Source organism: Desulfoconvexum algidum, from assembly GCF_055382125.1.
On the sequence record NZ_AP042394.1, the window covers coordinates 957,549 to 974,845 of the forward strand.

The window sequence follows — 17,297 nt, forward strand, 5'->3', positions numbered from 1 at the left end:
AGTAAAACCTGGGCTGGAGTGTATTTGTTACCAGATTCGATTCAAACATTCAAATATATTTTAATCGGGATTCTGATTTTGTATTAAATAATTGAGCCTCAGCAGATGGAGCCTCTCATAGGAGATCTCCTGGTCCAGGTGGAGAAAGACAGGCTTCAGCGCCAGGGTTCCCTGTTCTTCAAAGGCCTGTTTCACCCGTTCCCATGTGTCAGGGTCTGTATTGGACAATTGGATGAATTCACGGGTCTCTCTCAGGATAAACCCCCCACGGATATAGGCCCCTAAATGGGTGAGAACCGTGATTAGTTTGATCTGGTTTGTGTCGGCAAGTTTCTGGGCAGAGATTCCGGTGTTGAAAAGATCTCCAAAATATTGATACCGGGGTGGTTTGTCCCCGGCAGACCGGGTTCTTTTTTTGGGGGGGGGAACATCAAACCGGTCCATCTCATCAATTTGGTTTTCATTGCAATATGCCTGGATTTCATCTAAAAATGTTCGGCCAAATGTCTCTCGTTTATAGGCGCCAATGCCATGGATATGGTCAAGGGATTCCTTTGAACTAGGGAAAATATGGGCCATTTGCGTCAGGGTCTTGTCCGTCAGTATGGCATAGGGGGGCAGACCCATCTGGTCAGCCAAACCTTTTCGTTTTTGTCGTAACCTCTCAAATAATTTATTGTCACAGGATGCCATGGCAAACCCTTTGTCTGTGACAACGGGTGTTCTGTTAAATTTGGGTGCCTTGACAACTTGTTCTTCTTTGAAAACGGTCCAGGCCCTGGGGGTAAGTTTCAGGCTGCCGTGGGGAGCTGTGGTGACCATCAGCCCCTGGGCCAGAAGTTGTTCACAGATAAATTTCCATTCCTGGGCAGCCAGTTCTTTTCCGATCCCATAGGTGGATAATTGGTCATGGGCGAATTGCAAAACTTTTTTTGCCCTTGAGCCCCTGAGGACATCAATAATATGGTTGGCACCAAAGATCTCCTCGGTTCGTTTGACACAGGATAAAAATTTTTGGGCAAACAGGGTGATGTCTATTTGTTCCTGTTGATCGGGCCGACAGTTTTTACACAGTTGGCAGTTCCCGGGAAAAGATTCTCCAAAATACCCAAGCAGGGGATTTCGAAGGCAAAGTTCTGACCGGGCAAAGGCAAGCATGGCTGCCAGTTTCTCCTGTTCCACCGCCTGGATGTCGGCTTCTTTTTGCAGGATAAACCGGGTGATGGTCTGGGTGTCAGCCTGGGAATACAGCAACAGGCAATCGGATCTGAGCCCGTCCCGTCCGGCCCTTCCGATTTGCTGGTAATAGGTCTCAATGTTTTTGGGCAGGTCATACTGGACAATAAACCTCACATCTGGTTTATCAATGCCCATGCCAAAGGCAATGGTGGCCACCATGATCTGGATATCGTCCCGGATGAATCCCAGCTGATTCTGACGGCGTTGCTCATCCTCTAACCCGGCATGGTAGGGCTTTGCCAAGAATCCATTGGCCGTTAATACCTCGCATAGCATGTTCACGGATTTGCGGGTGGTACAATAAACAATTCCGGATTCCCTGGGAAATTTTTTAATAAAATTGAGTAATTGGGCCTGGGGGTCATTTTTGATCTGAACATCCAAAAATAGATTGTCCCGGTTAAAGCTGCCCATGAAAAAATTGGCCGGCGGAATATTAAACAGGGTTAAAATATCGGTCCGGACCTGGGGGGTGGCCGTGGCGGTAAGGGCCATGACAACTGCATGGGGAATTTTTTTTCTAAATTTTTGAACCTGGCGGTATTCCGGTCTGAAATCGTGCCCCCATTCAGACACACAATGGGCTTCATCCACCGCCAAGAGGTCTATGGGAAGTTTTTCCAGCAATTCCAGAGTTCTTTGCATCATCAATGTTTCCGGGGCCAGGTACAATAATTTAACCTTGTTTGCCTGGAGAAGACGGATATTGTTGCCATAGGCTTCCGGGGTCAGCATGCTGTTTAAACAGACAGCAGGGATTCCGGTTTGGGTCAGTTGGCCAATCTGGTCTTCCATCAGGGAAATCAGGGGAGAGACCACAATGGTAAGGCCCTTGAATATTATGGCCGGTATGATATAGCAAAGGGACTTGCCACCGCCGGTGGGCAGCACCACGACCGTGTCCTGACGGTTTAGCACCCCTTTAATAACCGCTTCCTGGAAGGGTTTAAAGGACGGGTATCCAAATGTTTTTTCTAAAATTGTTTTTGCCTGGTCCATCATAGGGTATTTTCTCTCCTTTTCCCTATTATATATTTGATTGTATGCTCTGGGATCAAGGTTTTTTTTCACCCCTAAAAAAAAGTATGATGGAGGAAGCCTTTTAACGGAGAATGCGTTTGGAAATCTATTTTTGGACGCATCCCATTTACTGTGATAAAGAATACCTCACAATAGATTTGGTGGGAAAACAAAAGGAAAAGACCATGGAAAAAAAAATACCGGAATTGGCGAAGATTTATTCATCCTTTGCCCAGGGGACAAAGGTATACACAGACCAGGGGGCCTGTCAAAAAGGCTGCAGCTTTTGCTGTACCGATGCCGGCAGTATTGATACGACAAGCCTGGAAGGATTGCAGATCCAACGTGCTATAAAGGCCCTTCCCCGGGCCCGGCAAACCTCCCTGAACAAGGCCTTGGCCAAAAATATCAGGAAAAGAGAAAAACGAGAGACCCATCCCTGTCCCTTTTTGTTGAAAAACAGGGCCTGCATGATTTACCCGGTCAGACCCTTTGCCTGTCGCAGGATCTATTCCAATCATGTTTGCACCCGGGAAAATCCCCCCCAGGTCAACCGCCAGGTCATGGACATGGCGACCCAGTCCATCAGGGCGCTGCAACAGTTAGATGACACCGGGTATTCCGGCCATATCTCTTTTGTTCTCCACATGCTGGATACCCCTGCTTTTTTAGAAACTTATCTGGCCGGGGAATTCAAACCCGAGGCCATCATGCGCTTTGGAAAATCCCATGGAATTATTATTAATAAAATGATGATATAGGGGAACCTGCCAAAATTTCAAATCAAAGCTCCCAAATAAATTTTTGAAATAATCGAGCTCACCATCACCGGCCGGGGTGGAATGCAGTTCACTGATTGAACAATTCTGACAGGTTCTAAATTCCGCTACGCTGAAGGCTGAACCTGTACACAATTGCAATCAACGATTCTCCCGCATCCCACCCCAGCCTCCAAGGCAGCGTCTATTGGTTTTAATGATTTCATTTTAGGGTATCAAAAATTCAAAAATATAAGTCATATTTAGGCGGTGTATTATCAGGATCAGCGTATATCCTATTCCATTAGATTTTGGAAACCTGTTATTATATTATCGAGTGGTGTTCAAAAAAAATCTGAATCGGAATGTTTCTAATGAATAAAGTTGATTTGCATTGTTATGTGATTTTTATGGACTTATTAAAAGTTTAATGTTGCTTCATATCCAATGCGATCCAAATTATGAGCATTTTCGTGCAACATTTTTTTTATTGATTCAATTCTGATTATATCGTTATTTATTATTGAGATATGAATCATCATATCTTTTTGTTTTGGTGAAATTACCACTTCAAATTTGTACTTAACAAATTGGTTGTTATGAATTTCGATAAAGGCGTCTTCAATCTTCTGAAGAATTAAATCCATCTTTTTTTCATTAATGAAAAGGCTCTTAGAAAATACTGAAAGAGGTGATTTCAGTTTACTTTCAAGGCCCTTAGCTAAAAATGCCTTTGCAAGAATAAAGTTAAGAAGAAGTGCCAACTCAGATAAATTATCAAGTCTATATTTCATATTTTTTTTCTTATTATTTCATACACATAAACGTTTCCAAACAAGCGGTATAGTGAAGGAATGCAACATCTTATTCAAAACACCAACCACATAATATGGTATATTATTTTTTTTATCCATAGTTTCAATGGTAAATTTAATTGGAAAAAGACATTCCAGTTTGAAATCATGGTTTTAGAAACTCTATACATTGTTTACCGGATATATAATCGAATTAAAAATTAAAAATTTATTTTTTTTGGGAGGGGGTATCTTCATAATCAAAAATTTTGAGTAATCAGTTTTTGGCCTTAGTTGGTTTTTTTCTGACCGGATATAAATGAGGATAGGTGCTGTATAGGAGTTTGGGGTGGGTTGCGGGCGAACCATTGATTGCAATTGTGTACAGGTTTTTAATGGAGTTGGGCGTTAAGAAAGACGTGCTGTTTGAGGACCTACTGGACCGCAGTTCACGGCTTTTAGCCCGGCGGAATTTAGAACCTGTAGGAATTGTTCAATCAGTGAGCTGCAACCCATTCCAACCGGTGGAATAATGTCATTCCCAATCTCAGTTTCAATTTCAATTTCAATTTTTTAAGCCTTTATGTGATTGCTTTTAACGCAACAGGTCTGCCGGGTTTATTTACCTTGAGAAAATTTTACCCTGGGCAAATTTTACCCTGGGAAAATTTATTGCGATTATGGTATGATTTTAAATTTTATGACCCCTCTTAGGAAGGATATTTTATGCAGAAAACAGGTAAGGATTATATGGTATTTCCCTTGGATTTTGCCTCACTCAAAGAGGCAAAATCCTATGTCCGTCTTTTGGACGGCCATGTGGGGATGTTCAAGATCGGTCTGGAACTCTTTATTGACCAGGGGCCTTGTGTGGTGTCAATGGTAAGACAGTTGAGTGATGCAAAGATTTTTCTGGACTTAAAGCTCCATGATATTTCCGCCACGGTAAAGCGGGCCATGGGCCGGGTTGCCAATCTGGGGGTGGATCTGGTTACGGTCCATTGTGCGTCTGTCCGGATGCTTGAAATGGCAGTGGAAGGGGGCAGGGGGAAAACAGGGGTGCTGGGGGTGACCCTTTTAACGGATAATGATTCAACGACAGTTGAAGCCGGCGGGTTTAAGGAAAAATATGTGAACGACCCCAATGAACTGGTGCTGGTCCGGGCTTGCATGGCCCAGAGAGCCGGGTGTGCCGGGGTGGTCTGTTCAGGAAGGGAGGCGGCGCAGATTAAACAGGAATTTGGTCGGGATTTTCTGGCGGTGACGCCGGGGATACGGCCGGAATGGAGCCTGCTTGAAAATGATGATCAAAAAAGGGTTACAACCCCGGCCCAGGCAGTAAAGCAGGGAAGTGACCTCATTGTCATTGGAAGGCCTATCCGGGATGCGGCTGACCCTGCCGGGGCAGCCCAGCGAGTGGTCCGGGAAATTGATGCTGTCCTGGGAATACAAACCCCGGGCGGTTGATCCCTGCCCGGGTTCATTGACCTATTCTTCCCGGTCCAGGCCAAAGGCGGTGTGCAGGGTCCTAACGGCAAGCTCTGCATACTTTTCAAGGATAACACAGGAGATCCGGATCTCGGAAGTGGAGATCAAACGGATATTAATATTTTCAGAAGCTAGGGCTTCGAACATGATGGCAGCAACCCCGGAATGGCTTTTCATGCCCAGACCGATTACAGAGACCTTGGCAATATCTTTGGCAATAAGCACTTCCCCCGCACTTATTTCCTTTGCTACTTTTTCGGAAATTTCCTTGGCCCGATCAAAGTCATCCTTGGTCACCGTGAAGGTCAGGTCAGTTTCCCCGCCGGACCGGGTGTTCTGGATGATCATATCCACCATGATTTCCGCCCTTGCAAGGGGGCCGAATATCTTTGCAGATACGCCGGGCTGATCCGGTACCCGTTTCAGGGTGATCCTTGCTTCATTCATATCACAGGTAATGCCTGAGACGATGGCACTTTCCATATCAGCACTTTCATTGATGACCATTGTTCCTTCCTCCTCATTGAATGATGACCGGACATGTAAGGGTACATTAAATTTTTTGGCAAATTCAACCGATCGAATCTGAAGCACCTTGGCGCCTAAAATCGCCATTTCAAGCATTTCTTCATAGGAAATTGTTGATATCTTTCTGGCCGCACTGCAGATCCTGGGGTCTGTGGTATAAACCCCGTCGACATCGGTGAAGATCTCACAGACATCCGCCTTCAGGGAGGAGGCAATGGCAACGGCCGAGGTGTCGGAACCTCCCCTGCCCAGGGTGGTGATATCTCCGTTATCATCAATCCCCTGAAAACCCGCCATAACCGCAATAATCCCGTTATCAAGGGCCAATTGAATTTTGTTGCAATCGATGTTCATAATTCTTGCTTTGCCCGAAGACTTGTCCGTGTGGATACCTGCCTGGAAGCCCAGGAAGGATTTGGCTTTGTACCCCCGGGATTTGAGGAGCATGGAAAGCAGGGCAGCGGTTGTCTGTTCTCCTGTGGCCAGGAGCACATCCAGTTCTCTTTTGTCGGGGGTTTTGGAGGCCTGGTGTGCAAGGGTGATCAATTTGTCGGTGACACCTGACATGGCAGATAGGACCACCACCACTTGATCTCCCTTGTCATAGGCTTTTTGTACCCGGTCGGCAACCTTGGAGATCCGCTCGATATCTGCCACGGAAGTGCCGCCATATTTTTGTACTCTTAACGCCATGATAACTCCAGAAGTTTAGGTTCGTTAATATCTATAAAAATAGTTTGCTTACCAGATTTACACCGGGTTGTCCAGAGGGGAAAAGGGATATGATTCGGTTGTAATCTTCATTAAATTCAAATTTAATCTCAAGGTCAAATTTAAATAGTATTTCTTCCAGGAACCCGGGCCATTCCACCACAATGACGGCATCGGGTCCCATCATGTCGTCAAACCCAATATATTCCAGTTCCTCTGCACTGCCCAGCCGGTAAAGATCCAAATGACACAGGCGAAGGTTTCGGGCGGGGTATTCATTTATAATATTAAAGGTGGGACTTGTGATATAATAGCTGTCATCGACACCCAGGCCCTTTGCCAGGCCCTGGACCAAGGTGGTCTTGCCTGCTCCAAGGTCTCCTATCAAGGCAATGGAAAACTGGCCGGATACAGCCTGTCCGATTTGTTTGCCCAGATCCAGGGTTTGTTCAGCGGTGTGGGAGTGTAATTTTTTTATCAATTTTCCCCCGTTATTCTTTTTGTCTTAAAAGGTCATGGATGGTCCTGGGAATGGCAGGGATCATGTCAGAAGCAAGAAATCCAAAGGGGGTCTTCTCAGCCAAAAAATCTCCGCAAAGCCCATGGATAAAAACGCCTGCCATGGCAGCTTTTTCAATGGAAAATCCCTGGGTGATGAATCCGGCAATCAGTCCGGTGAGAACATCTCCCATGCCCCCCGAGGCCATGCCCGGGTTCCCTGTGGGGCAAATGAAGGTTCTGCCATCTGGACAGCAGACAAGAGTCTGGGCGCCTTTCAGGACCAGAACCACCTGGTATTCCTGGGCAAATTGGGTACCAATTCCCCTACGGTCGGCCTGGATTTCCTGGGTTGTCTTTTGAGTGAGCCTTGCCATTTCACCGGGGTGGGGGGTCAGGACGGTGGGAGCCTTTCTTGCTTTGATCAGTTCTGTGTGGCCGGCAATACAATTGATTCCATCGGCGTCAAGGATGATGGGAACCTGGGTGTCAGTGACCAGTCGTCTTACCAGGGTTTGGGTGGGGCCTTGGGTTCCAATTCCGGGTCCCAGGGCCAATGCCTGCTTACCCTTTAAAAGGGCCTGGATGGTTGCCAGGCTTTGGTCGGATAAATATCCTTCCGGGGTTTGTGCCAGGGGCACGGTCATGGGCTCAATTACCTGTGATTCAAGGATGGGGTTCAGGCCCTTGGCCACCCCCAGGGTGACAAGGCCGGTACCGCTTCGCATGGCGGCATTGGCACAAAGGGCGGCGGCACCTGTTTTTCCCGGGGAGCCGGCAATAACCAAAAGGTGACCAAAACTGCCCTTGTGGCTTTCAAATTTTCTGGGCACAAACAGGGGTGCTATATCCCTGGGCGCCATCAAAAACAGTCGGGGATTTTCATCTCGTACAATGAAATCAGGGATGCCGATGTCAATGACTTCAAGGTCTCCGGTATACTGGTTTCCCGGAGAGAGAATATGGCCTATTTTGGCAAAAGCAAAGGTAGCAGTGGCAGCAGCTCGTATGGCGACGCCGCATACCGCTCCTGTGTTTGCATTCAGGCCCGAGGGGATGTCAACGGAAAAAATCGGTTTTTCAGACCCGTTTAAAAGTTCAATCACCTCTTTGTAGAAGCCCCTGACATCAGCGTTGAGGCCTATTCCAAAGATGGCATCCACAAAGAGATCCTGATCGAGGAGATGTCTCGTTTGCCGGGCAAGCTCCTCTGCATCCGGGATTTCTATGAGGTTTGCGTTTGGGTTTTGTTCGACAAGTTTTTGGGCCAGGCCCATGTTGGTCCTGGCATCCCCGGTTAATTTGTCCCGGGTGGACAAGAGAAAAATCGTGGTGGGAATCCCTTTTTCCATGAGATAGCGGCCAATGACAAACCCGTCTCCACCATTGTTTCCCCGCCCCGCAATGACCCCTACCTTTTGTTTGACCGGATTTTGTTTGACCGGATTTTGTTTAGCCAGATTTTGTTTAGAGAGGAGGCCAAATTTTTTAAGGAACATGTCCACTGCACCTCGCCCGGCATTTTCCATCAATACCACCCCGGGGATGCCAAAGGAATTGATAGTTTTATGGTCCATTCGCTGCATTTGACTGGCTGTTACAAGAATCATATCTGGTTCTCCATCACGTCATGGTATCGGAAACAAGATACCAAATGGTCGTTGACCATGCCCGTGGCCTGCATGTAGGCATAGATAATGGTGGACCCGGTAAATTTAAAGCCCCGTTGCTTCAGGTCCTTTGAAAAGGTATCTGATTCCTTTGAGGTTGCAGGGAGCTGATCTTTACGGGTAAGGGCGTTAATCTTTTGTTTCCCCTCCACAAACTGCCAGGCATAGGTGTCAAATGATCCAAACTCTTTTTGGACGTTTAAAAAGGCCCGGGCATTGGTGACGGCTGAATTGACCTTGAGTTTATTTCGGATAATTTCCGGGTTCAAGAGGAGCTGGTCAATTTTTTTTTGGGTGAACCCTGCCACTTGTTCAGGGTCAAAATTGGCAAATGCCTTTCTATATCCCTCTCTTCTTTTCAGAATGGTGATCCAGGAGAGACCTGCCTGGGCTCCCTCAAGAATAAGAAACTCAAACAATGTTTTGTCGTCGTGAACCGGAACCCCCCATTCATGGTCATGGTAATGGATATATACAGGATCATGGGTCACCCAATTGCATCTTTCCATTTTTTTTTGCCCTTTTTTTGTCCTTGTGTCCATGGAAAATATATACAGTATTCATTGGTAATTTACCAATATAAAAACCAAGGAACCCCGGCACTCTTTTCCTGGCCTGCCCCATCCCATGGAAGCGGTATGATTTGTCCCTGTTTTAGTTGAACAACACTTCCTGTCCATTGACAAAGAGCTTGCCTTCCCTTGTTTCTGCGCTGTGGATCAAATTATCCCCCTTTTTCAGGAACAGGCCGGTCTGCATTCCGGGATACACCGGAGAAAGCAGGTTGGGGTTGTCCCCTGTGAGCCCATGGGGAATACAAATGTCGGATTTCAAGGAAAATAGTTCAAGGGCTGCCGAAGGCTGCATGGCAATGGGTATGAACTGGATCATTGTCATGTCCTGGCTCAGGCTCAATGATATATCCCCTTTGATCTTTCCTTGGGGCAGCTGAGCCCTGAGATCTGCTATCTTGATTTCAAGTCCTTTTCTCAATAGCTTTTCACAGGCCGTGATCAATTGGGGCGCAGTTTTGGAAATCTGTTTCTCCATCCTTTCCATTATATAATCGGTCATGTCCTCGGCAGGTTGTTGTGACTCAATACTTTTTATGGTGTCGTTCACTGCCCTGGAATAGATTTTTACAATCTCTTCATACCCCCGGGCATCTATCTTGTTGATGCACAATCGGACAAAGAGATCACGACCCGTGTCCCCCTGGAATTTGATGCGGGTGATTCCAGGGGCCATTTCAAGGGATATTGAATCTGTTTTTTTATCATAGGCCACGGTGGTGTCGGATGTGAACCCTGCGATTTCAAAAAGATTTTGCCCGTCATCCAAGGAGATGTGGTCGGCTGAAATTGACGTCTTCCCCTGCCAGATATAAGATGTTATTTTATCCTGGGTTGAATCAAGGGAAACCCCGGCTAATTTGATTTTTCCGGGGGCTATTATCCCTTCCCAATTGCCTTTGAAAATGAGGTTTTTAACCTCTTTGTCACTCTGGATAAAAAAATGCGCCGGTAGGATATCCACAAGCTCATCTTCTTTTTTGATTGAAAATCCATCCAGGGTAAGACTTGATTTTATATTGCCCAGAACATCATACCGGGTTTGGATATCCAGGGGATTTTTCCCCTCCAGCTCATTTTTAACAAAGGTTGAAAACCAGCGGTTTTTCTCAAGACTTGTGGTGGATGTAGTCCCTAAAATCCCGTGTTTGGCACGCTCAATCAAGATAACCTTTTCAATGCCGTAAACTCTGCCAAGGGCGCCCGGATAAATCTCCCATTGGATTTTAGAAGATAAAAAATTCCGATCATACTGAACAATCCGAAGCCTTATATCAGAGCCTGTGTCTGCATACCGTGTGTTGATATTATCAACCGCGTTTTTGACCACCCGTTCGATCATCATTCCGTTGAAAATAGGAGCTCCGATTCCTGCGATCAAGAGAATCAAGACAAGGGACAGCATAATTTTTTTCATGTAAATTCCTTTTATTTCCGGTTTTTACCACTATAATCCCTCCTGGTACCAGAAACCAGACAGCTTAGCAACACTTTGACTTTTAAAGAAAAGACAAATATAATATTTTTATTTTCTTGCTTGCAGGATTTAAAAAAGGATAGATATTCTATACATGACAAGACCGGATATAAAAATAGGATCAGGAATGGATATCCACCAATTGGTTTTCGGGCGGGATCTGATCCTCGGCGGCGTGAAGATTGACCATGAAAAAGGGCTGAAGGGTCACTCTGATGCAGATGTATTGATTCATTCAGTCTGTGATGCTATTCTCGGGGCACTAGGTCTTGGGGATATCGGAGACCATTTCCCCGACACAGACCCCCAATACAAGGGGATTTCCAGTCGCATCCTTCTTGGGAAATGCCATGATCTTCTTGTGGACAAAGGATATGAAATTGTCAATATGGATTGTATCCTTTTTGCCCAGGCACCCAAACTGAGCCCCCACAAGCGGGCGATGGCAGAAAACATCGCCCGGGTGCTGGAATTGGAACCGGATCTTGTAAATATAAAGGCAACCACAACGGAGACGCTTGGGTTTGTCGGAAAAAAAGAGGGCATTGCTGCCCAGACAACATTATTAATACGCGCTGTTGGATAATATGCGCATCCCATAGGGAAAGAAAAATGAGTTTAAAAGTTTATAATACCTTGAAGGGCAAAAAAGAAGAATTTATTCCCATCCATGAAGGCAAGGTCGGTATGTATGTATGCGGCCCCACGGTTTATGACACAAGTCATATCGGTCATGCCCGTTCTGTGGTGGTCTTTGATATGGTTTACCGGTGGCTGACCCGGCTTAATTATGAGGTCACCTATGTGAGAAATTTTACGGACGTGGATGACAAGATCATTAAAAAATCCAATGAGACCGGGGTCTCGTGCACTGAGATAACGGAAAAATATATTGATGAGTTCCACAATGAAATGGATACCCTGAATGTGCTTCGGCCCACCATGGAACCCAAGGCCACAAAACATATCCGGCACATCATCGATTTTATCCAGATGCTCATTGACAAGGGCAAGGCCTACCATGTGGAAGGCGGGGATGTTTATTTCTCCATTGATTCCTTTAAGGAATATGGCAAATTGTCCGGCCGGAATCCTGATGATATGCGAGCCGGTGCTAGAATTGCCGTGGATGAGAAAAAACAAAGCCCATTGGATTTTACCCTGTGGAAACCGGCAAAACCCGGAGAGCCATTCTGGGAAAGCCCCTGGGGCCGTGGCCGCCCCGGTTGGCATATTGAATGTTCGGCCATGAGCTATGAATATCTGGGGGAAAGTTTTGACATCCACGGCGGGGGCAAGGATCTGATATTTCCCCACCATGAAAACGAGATTGCCCAGAGCGAGGCTGTCTTTGGATGCCAGTTTGTAAAATACTGGATCCACAACGGGTTTGTGGATATTAACAACGAAAAAATGTCAAAGTCCCTTGGCAATTTTACCATGATCAAAGAAGTGTTGGCCAATTATTCCCCTGAAGTGATCCGGTTGTTTTTATTGTCCAAACATTATCGAAGCCCCATTGATTATAATGAGGATTCAATGCACGAAATTTCCCTGGGACTGGATCGGATCTATGCCTTTCTGGAAAGACTTGAAGAGACCAACATGGTTTTGAAAACTAAAAAATCCGGTGAATTGTGGGCGGGATTTGCCCATGCCATGAACGATGATTTTAATTCGGCAAAGGCCCTGGGACTGGTGTTTGAGGCCGTGAAAAAAGGGAACAAACTACTGGATCGCACCCATAACAATCCAGAACCGGATGGGTGTGAAACCCTGGCCCAGGTTTATACCGATATCCAGTCCATCTCCGAAATTCTGGGTATTTTCCTTGTGAACCCCACGGATTATTTTAAAACCAAGAAAGACAAGGGCGTGGCGGATATGGCCATTGATCCGGCCATGGTGGATGACTTGATTGAACAGCGGATGACAGCAAGGAAGGACAAAAATTTTGCCAGAGCCGATGAGATCAGGGATCAACTTCAAGAGATGAATATTATTTTGGAGGACGGACCCCAGGGAACCACCTGGACCGTTGAATAACCGGCGTCACTGGAGCATGGTATTTGCTCCTGGCCACAATGGAAAATGAAATTTTTATGATTGCAATGCCTTGGCCAAAGTTTCATATAAAGCCGGTAAAAAAAAAATAGTGCTACTAAAAAAAGGACAGCTGGCAAATGATGCCAGCTGTCCTTTTTATTTTTTTCGGTTTAATTTTTCGGTTTAATTTTTTGCTTTTTATTGGGGTTGACCGGTTTTCTCGGGGGCTGCTTTTTGGCCATCTTTGCCCAGGCATCCCGCAGGGTGACGGTCCGGTTGAATACCGGGGCATTTTTCTGGCTGTCTTTTGAATCCCGGCAGAAATAACCCAGACGTTCAAACTGGTAGGTGGTTTCCCCGATATCGGTTTCAAGGCTTCGTTCAAGCTTGCAGCCTGTGAGAACCTTAAGGGAGTCCGGGTTTATATTCTCCATGAAATCCTGGTCTCCCTGTTCCGGGTTCTCATCCTTGAACAATCTGTCATAGAGACGGACCTTGGCATCCAGGCAGTCATTGGCATTGACCCAGTGGATGGTGCCCTTGACCTTTCTGCCGTCCGGGGCGTTGCCTCCCTTTGTCTGGGGATCATAGGTGCAGATCAGCTCAATCACCTCTCCTTGATCATTTTTGATCACCTCTTTGCAGGTTACAAAATAGGCATACCTGAGGCGGACTTCCCTTCCCGGTCCCAGGCGGAAGAATTTTTTGGGCGGATCTTCCATGAAATCATCCTGTTCCACATAGATCTCTCGGGAAAAGGTGATGGACCGCTTGCCCATTTTTTCTTGCTGGGGGTGGTTCATGGCCGTCAGATCTTCTGTCTGGTCCTCGGGATAGTTTTCAATGGTTACTTTCAGCGGCTTTAGAACACCCATTACCCGGGGGGATCGTTCATTGAGGTCATCCCTGAGGCAGGATTCGAGCAACCCCATGTCAATGCGGCTGTCTTTTTTTGAGACCCCGATGATATTGCAAAAATTGCGAATGGCCTCGGGGGTATAGCCCCTTCTTCGCATCCCTTCCAGGGTGGGGAGTCTGGGATCATCCCATCCTGCGACCTTATTTTGATCCACCAGAAGCTGAAGCTTTCGTTTGCTCAGAACGGTATAATTGATATTCATCCGGGCAAATTCAATCTGCTGGGGATGACAGGGGGTTTCCAAGGTGTCCAGAACCCAGTCGTACAAGGGACGGTGATCCTCAAATTCAAGAGTGCACAGGCTATGGGTAATGCCTTCCAGGGAATCAGACAAAGAATGGGTAAAATCGTACATGGGGTAGATGCACCATCGGTCGCCTGTTCTGGGGTGACTGGCTTTTTTGACCCGGTAGATGATGGGATCCCGAAGGTTGATATTGGGGGACTCCATATCAATCTTGGCCCTGAGGGTTACCTCTCCTTCTTTGAACTCACCATTTTTCATTTGTTCGAACAGGGTCAGGTTTTCTTCAATTGACCTTGACCGAAAGGGGCTGTTTCTCCCTTTTTCCGTCAGGGTTCCCCGGTATTCCCTCATCTCTTCCGGAGACAGGCTGCAGACATAGGCCTTTCCCCTGCGGATCAATTCCACTGCAAATCCATAGAGGTCATCAAAATAGTCCGAGGCAAAAAATGGGGTGTTAAACTCAAAGCCCAGCCAATTGACCGTGTCTTTTATGGAGTCTATGTAGATTTGTTTTTCCTTGGCTGGATTGGAATCATCAAACCTTAAATTGCAGGTGCCGTTGAATTGTTTGGCCATGTTAAAATTAAGGCAAATGGATTTTGCATGTCCGAGGTGGAGATACCCGTTGGGTTCCGGTGGAAACCGGGTGGTAACCCGGCCCTTATTTTTATTGTTTTCAAGGTCCTGCTTGATGATGGATTCTATGAAATGCCCTTTTTTATTCTCTTCTTCCATTTGTCCCTCTTGTAGTTGGATGTGAATATAACCCTAAATAATTATCATATTCAACGCCGGGAGAAAAGAGGGAAAGTGCAGCAGGGTTATTTTGACGCCTGGTATTGGAGTAGAATGTAACCATTTTTGTTTTGGCCTCTGGCAAAGAATCATGTTATTCTGCCTCCATACAAGAAAAAAAGAGAGGGAAAAAAGAGGAATGATAAGAGAGACTTCCATCAAAGCAGTCTTTCCGGAAAAAAGGCTTCCACACTATCCAGAGGATCTCACGCCGGACCGGGTAAAACAGGTCCGGACCCTTCATGAATCCGTGGATGGCTATGCTGTTACCCCTCTGTTCCATCTGCCAGAACTTGCCGGCCGCCTGGGCCTTAAAAATCTTTATGTAAAGGATGAATCTTTCCGGTTTGGACTGAATGCATTTAAATCCCTTGGGGCGACCTGGGCCCTGACACGGATTCTGGGTGAACGATTGGAACAGCCGGTTTTCCTTCTTGATTTTTCTTACTTTAAACAGCCTGTTATCAGAGAAAAGATACGGGATTTGGTTTTTGTGACGGCCACGGACGGCAACCATGGCAGGGGGCTTGCCTGGGCAGCCGGGCAATTGGGCTGCCGGGCGGTTATTTATATGCCGGCCGGCACCGTTAAGAGCCGGGTGAAAAATATAGAAAAAGAGGGCGCCCGGGTGTGTGTGACCGATATGAATTACGATGATACCGTCCGCCTGGCGGCCGATGCTGCCAGGGACAATGGCTGGATAATCGTCCAGGATACGGCCTGGGAAGGGTATGAACAGATACCGGCCTGGATTGTCCAGGGATATGCCACCATGGCAGGGGAAAGTTTGGAACAGATCCAGGACGCTGGATTTGATCTCCCCACCCATGTGTTTATCCAGGCAGGGGTGGGATCCATGGCGGCGGCTGTGGTAGGGTATTATGCCAACCAGCTGAACCAGGACTGTCCTTTGTTTTTTATCATGGAGTCGGACCAGGCCGACTGCATGTACAAATCTGCTCTGGCCGATGACGGCAGGCCAAGGGTCGTGGGGGGGCAGCTCAATACCATCATGGCCGGACTTGCCTGTGGTGAAGCCAATCCCTTTGCCTGGGAGATCCTGAGGGATTTCTCAACCGGATTCATTTCCTGCTCCGATGGCGTGGCGGTCCAGGGAATGCAGCTACTCGCCAAACCCGGACTTGGAGACGAGCCCATCGTTTCCGGAGAGTCCGGTGCCCTGGGGCCGGGCCTTGTCCATTGCCTGATGACAGATCCGAAATTTTCAGATTTAAAAGAAAAAATGAAGTTAAACCAGACCTCTTCCGTCCTTTGTTTCAGTACCGAAGGGGATACAGACCCGGAAAATTACCAAAAAATTATCCATGGACCAAAGGCCTATTAAGGATTTGTCTTGGGAATGGTATCATCTACCTGTCCCTCGCATTAATTCGATTTATCTGAAATGATTGACAATTCTGGTGGTGAATGATAGTTCCGTCAAGCATTATGGAAACAATTATTTGCACATTTTTTATCCTATTTTTGATATTCAAAGTGAATTATAGACTTACAATTGAGAATCTTGCCCTTCGACAGCAGTTGGCAATCATGAAGCAATCTATTCATCGTTCTAAAATTCGAAAAAGAGATCGCCTGTTCTGGGTTATACTTTCCCGATTGTGGCGAGATTGGAAAAATGTATTAATTGTAGTGCAGCCTGAAACCGTTATTCAATGGCATAGAAAGGGTTTTAAGTTGTATTGGACGTTCAAATCAAAAAAAAGAAGATCAGGAAGACCTTCTGTTGATAAAAGAGTTCATAAACTAATCAAAAAAATGATAAAGGAGAATCCATTTTGGGGAGCACCGATATTGCATGATGAACTCATTAAGCTGGGCATTAAAATTTCTGAACGAACGGTATCAAATATGATTAAGAGATATAAAATTAAAAAGCCCCCATCCCAGACTTGGCGAACCTTTCTGAAAAATCACATGCATAATACCTATGTTGTAGATTTTTTCACTGTACCAACAGTTGATTTTAAAATTCTATATGTATTTATAGTGCTATGGCATGAACGGCGAAAAATTATTCACTTCAATGTTACCATGAATCCCACAGCCCAATGGACTGCCCAGCAAATAATAGAAGCCTGTCCCTGGAATAAAGTACCGAAATATTTATTACGAGATCGTGATGGAATTTATGGGAAAGTGTTCCAGGGCTGCATAAAAAATATGGGAATAGAACAAGTTAAGACAGCGCCCCACAGCCCCTGGCAAAATCCATATTGTGAAAGAGTTATCGGTAGCATCCGCCGTGATTGTCTAAACCATATAATTGTGCTTAACGAGGAACATTTGAAAGGCATTTTGTCAGATTATTTCGAGTATTACCTCCATGACAGGACTCACCTTGGCCTTTCAAAAGATACCCTTTATAAGCGCAAAATACAGACTGAACCGGAAAATGGAAAACTGATAGCTCTTCCCAGAGTTGGAGGGCTTCACCATCGTTATGTCTGGAAAAAGGCTGCTTAATTCCGTTAAATAACTTTTTCACAAATAGGCCTAAATTATCAATAATTT

Annotated in this window: 14 protein-coding genes; 6 read left to right on the forward strand and 8 right to left on the reverse strand. The window is 46.0% G+C overall.

Annotated features, from left to right (window positions below; all coding sequences use genetic code 11):
* Positions 1–60: 60 nt before the first annotated feature.
* A complete protein-coding gene (gene recQ / locus ACZ45G_RS04395; protein ID WP_464175459.1) occupies positions 61–2,241 on the reverse strand; it encodes a DNA helicase RecQ in 2,181 nt (726 codons plus the stop codon).
* A gap of 203 nt (positions 2,242–2,444) precedes the next feature.
* Between recQ and ACZ45G_RS04400 the strand changes: the two genes are divergently transcribed.
* Positions 2,445–3,020: a YkgJ family cysteine cluster protein gene (locus ACZ45G_RS04400; protein ID WP_464175460.1), complete on the forward strand. Its 576-nt coding sequence runs from the start codon at positions 2,445–2,447 to the stop codon at positions 3,018–3,020.
* A 416-nt stretch (positions 3,021–3,436) separates the two neighbouring features.
* Here the strand turns inward: ACZ45G_RS04400 and ACZ45G_RS04405 are convergent, their stop codons facing one another.
* Positions 3,437–3,811 carry a hypothetical protein gene (locus tag ACZ45G_RS04405; RefSeq protein WP_464175461.1) on the reverse strand — a complete coding sequence of 125 codons (375 nt, stop codon included), beginning with the start codon at positions 3,809–3,811 and terminating at the stop codon, positions 3,437–3,439.
* 726 nt (positions 3,812–4,537) lie between these two features.
* Here ACZ45G_RS04405 and pyrF point away from each other — a divergent pair.
* Positions 4,538–5,278, forward strand: coding sequence for an orotidine-5'-phosphate decarboxylase (gene pyrF / locus ACZ45G_RS04410; protein ID WP_464175462.1), 741 nt, complete (start codon positions 4,538–4,540; stop codon positions 5,276–5,278).
* Positions 5,279–5,299: 21 nt separating this feature from the next.
* Here the strand turns inward: pyrF and ACZ45G_RS04415 are convergent, their stop codons facing one another.
* The 5 genes from ACZ45G_RS04415 to ACZ45G_RS04435 form a co-directional block, all read right to left on the reverse strand.
* Positions 5,300–6,520: an aspartate kinase gene (locus ACZ45G_RS04415; protein WP_464175463.1), complete on the reverse strand. Its 1,221-nt coding sequence runs from the start codon at positions 6,518–6,520 to the stop codon at positions 5,300–5,302.
* A 31-nt stretch (positions 6,521–6,551) separates the two neighbouring features.
* Positions 6,552–7,019 carry a tRNA (adenosine(37)-N6)-threonylcarbamoyltransferase complex ATPase subunit type 1 TsaE gene (tsaE, locus tag ACZ45G_RS04420; RefSeq protein ID WP_464175464.1) on the reverse strand — a complete coding sequence of 156 codons (468 nt, stop codon included), beginning with the start codon at positions 7,017–7,019 and terminating at the stop codon, positions 6,552–6,554.
* A 10-nt stretch (positions 7,020–7,029) separates the two neighbouring features.
* A complete protein-coding gene (locus ACZ45G_RS04425) occupies positions 7,030–8,646 on the reverse strand; it encodes an NAD(P)H-hydrate dehydratase (protein ID WP_464175465.1) in 1,617 nt (538 codons plus the stop codon).
* The gene (locus tag ACZ45G_RS04430; RefSeq protein ID WP_464175466.1) at positions 8,643–9,215 is read right to left on the reverse strand and encodes a DNA-3-methyladenine glycosylase I; all 573 of its coding nucleotides are present in this window, start codon (positions 9,213–9,215) and stop codon (positions 8,643–8,645) included. Before ACZ45G_RS04430 ends, ACZ45G_RS04425 begins: the two co-directional genes overlap by 4 nt.
* A 145-nt stretch (positions 9,216–9,360) precedes the next feature.
* Complete coding sequence (locus tag ACZ45G_RS04435) at positions 9,361–10,695, reverse strand: DUF945 family protein (protein WP_464175467.1); 1,335 nt, start codon at positions 10,693–10,695, stop codon at positions 9,361–9,363.
* Positions 10,696–10,849: 154 nt separating this feature from the next.
* Between ACZ45G_RS04435 and ispF the strand changes: the two genes are divergently transcribed.
* Together ispF and cysS are read left to right on the forward strand one after the other, a co-directional pair.
* The gene (gene ispF / locus ACZ45G_RS04440) at positions 10,850–11,341 is read left to right on the forward strand and encodes a 2-C-methyl-D-erythritol 2,4-cyclodiphosphate synthase (protein ID WP_464175469.1); all 492 of its coding nucleotides are present in this window, start codon (positions 10,850–10,852) and stop codon (positions 11,339–11,341) included.
* Positions 11,342–11,367: 26 nt separating this feature from the next.
* On the forward strand, positions 11,368–12,801 hold the full coding sequence (gene cysS / locus ACZ45G_RS04445; protein ID WP_464175470.1) for a cysteine--tRNA ligase: 1,434 nt from the start codon (positions 11,368–11,370) through the stop codon (positions 12,799–12,801).
* A gap of 170 nt (positions 12,802–12,971) precedes the next feature.
* Here cysS and ACZ45G_RS04450 read toward each other — a convergent pair whose 3' ends face one another.
* Positions 12,972–14,702, reverse strand: a complete 1,731-nt coding sequence (locus ACZ45G_RS04450) for a glutamine--tRNA ligase/YqeY domain fusion protein (RefSeq protein WP_464175471.1) — start codon at positions 14,700–14,702, stop codon at positions 12,972–12,974.
* A 199-nt stretch (positions 14,703–14,901) separates the two neighbouring features.
* On the opposite strand from ACZ45G_RS04450, the gene dpaL reads away from it, so the two are divergent.
* Together dpaL and ACZ45G_RS04460 are read left to right on the forward strand one after the other, a co-directional pair.
* Positions 14,902–16,107 (forward strand): diaminopropionate ammonia-lyase, encoded by a 1,206-nt coding sequence (gene dpaL, locus ACZ45G_RS04455; protein ID WP_464175472.1) that lies wholly within the window; start codon positions 14,902–14,904, stop codon positions 16,105–16,107.
* Between the two features lie 83 nt (positions 16,108–16,190).
* Positions 16,191–17,249 carry an integrase core domain-containing protein gene (locus ACZ45G_RS04460; RefSeq protein WP_464175473.1) on the forward strand — a complete coding sequence of 353 codons (1,059 nt, stop codon included), beginning with the start codon at positions 16,191–16,193 and terminating at the stop codon, positions 17,247–17,249.
* Positions 17,250–17,297 lie beyond the last annotated feature (48 nt).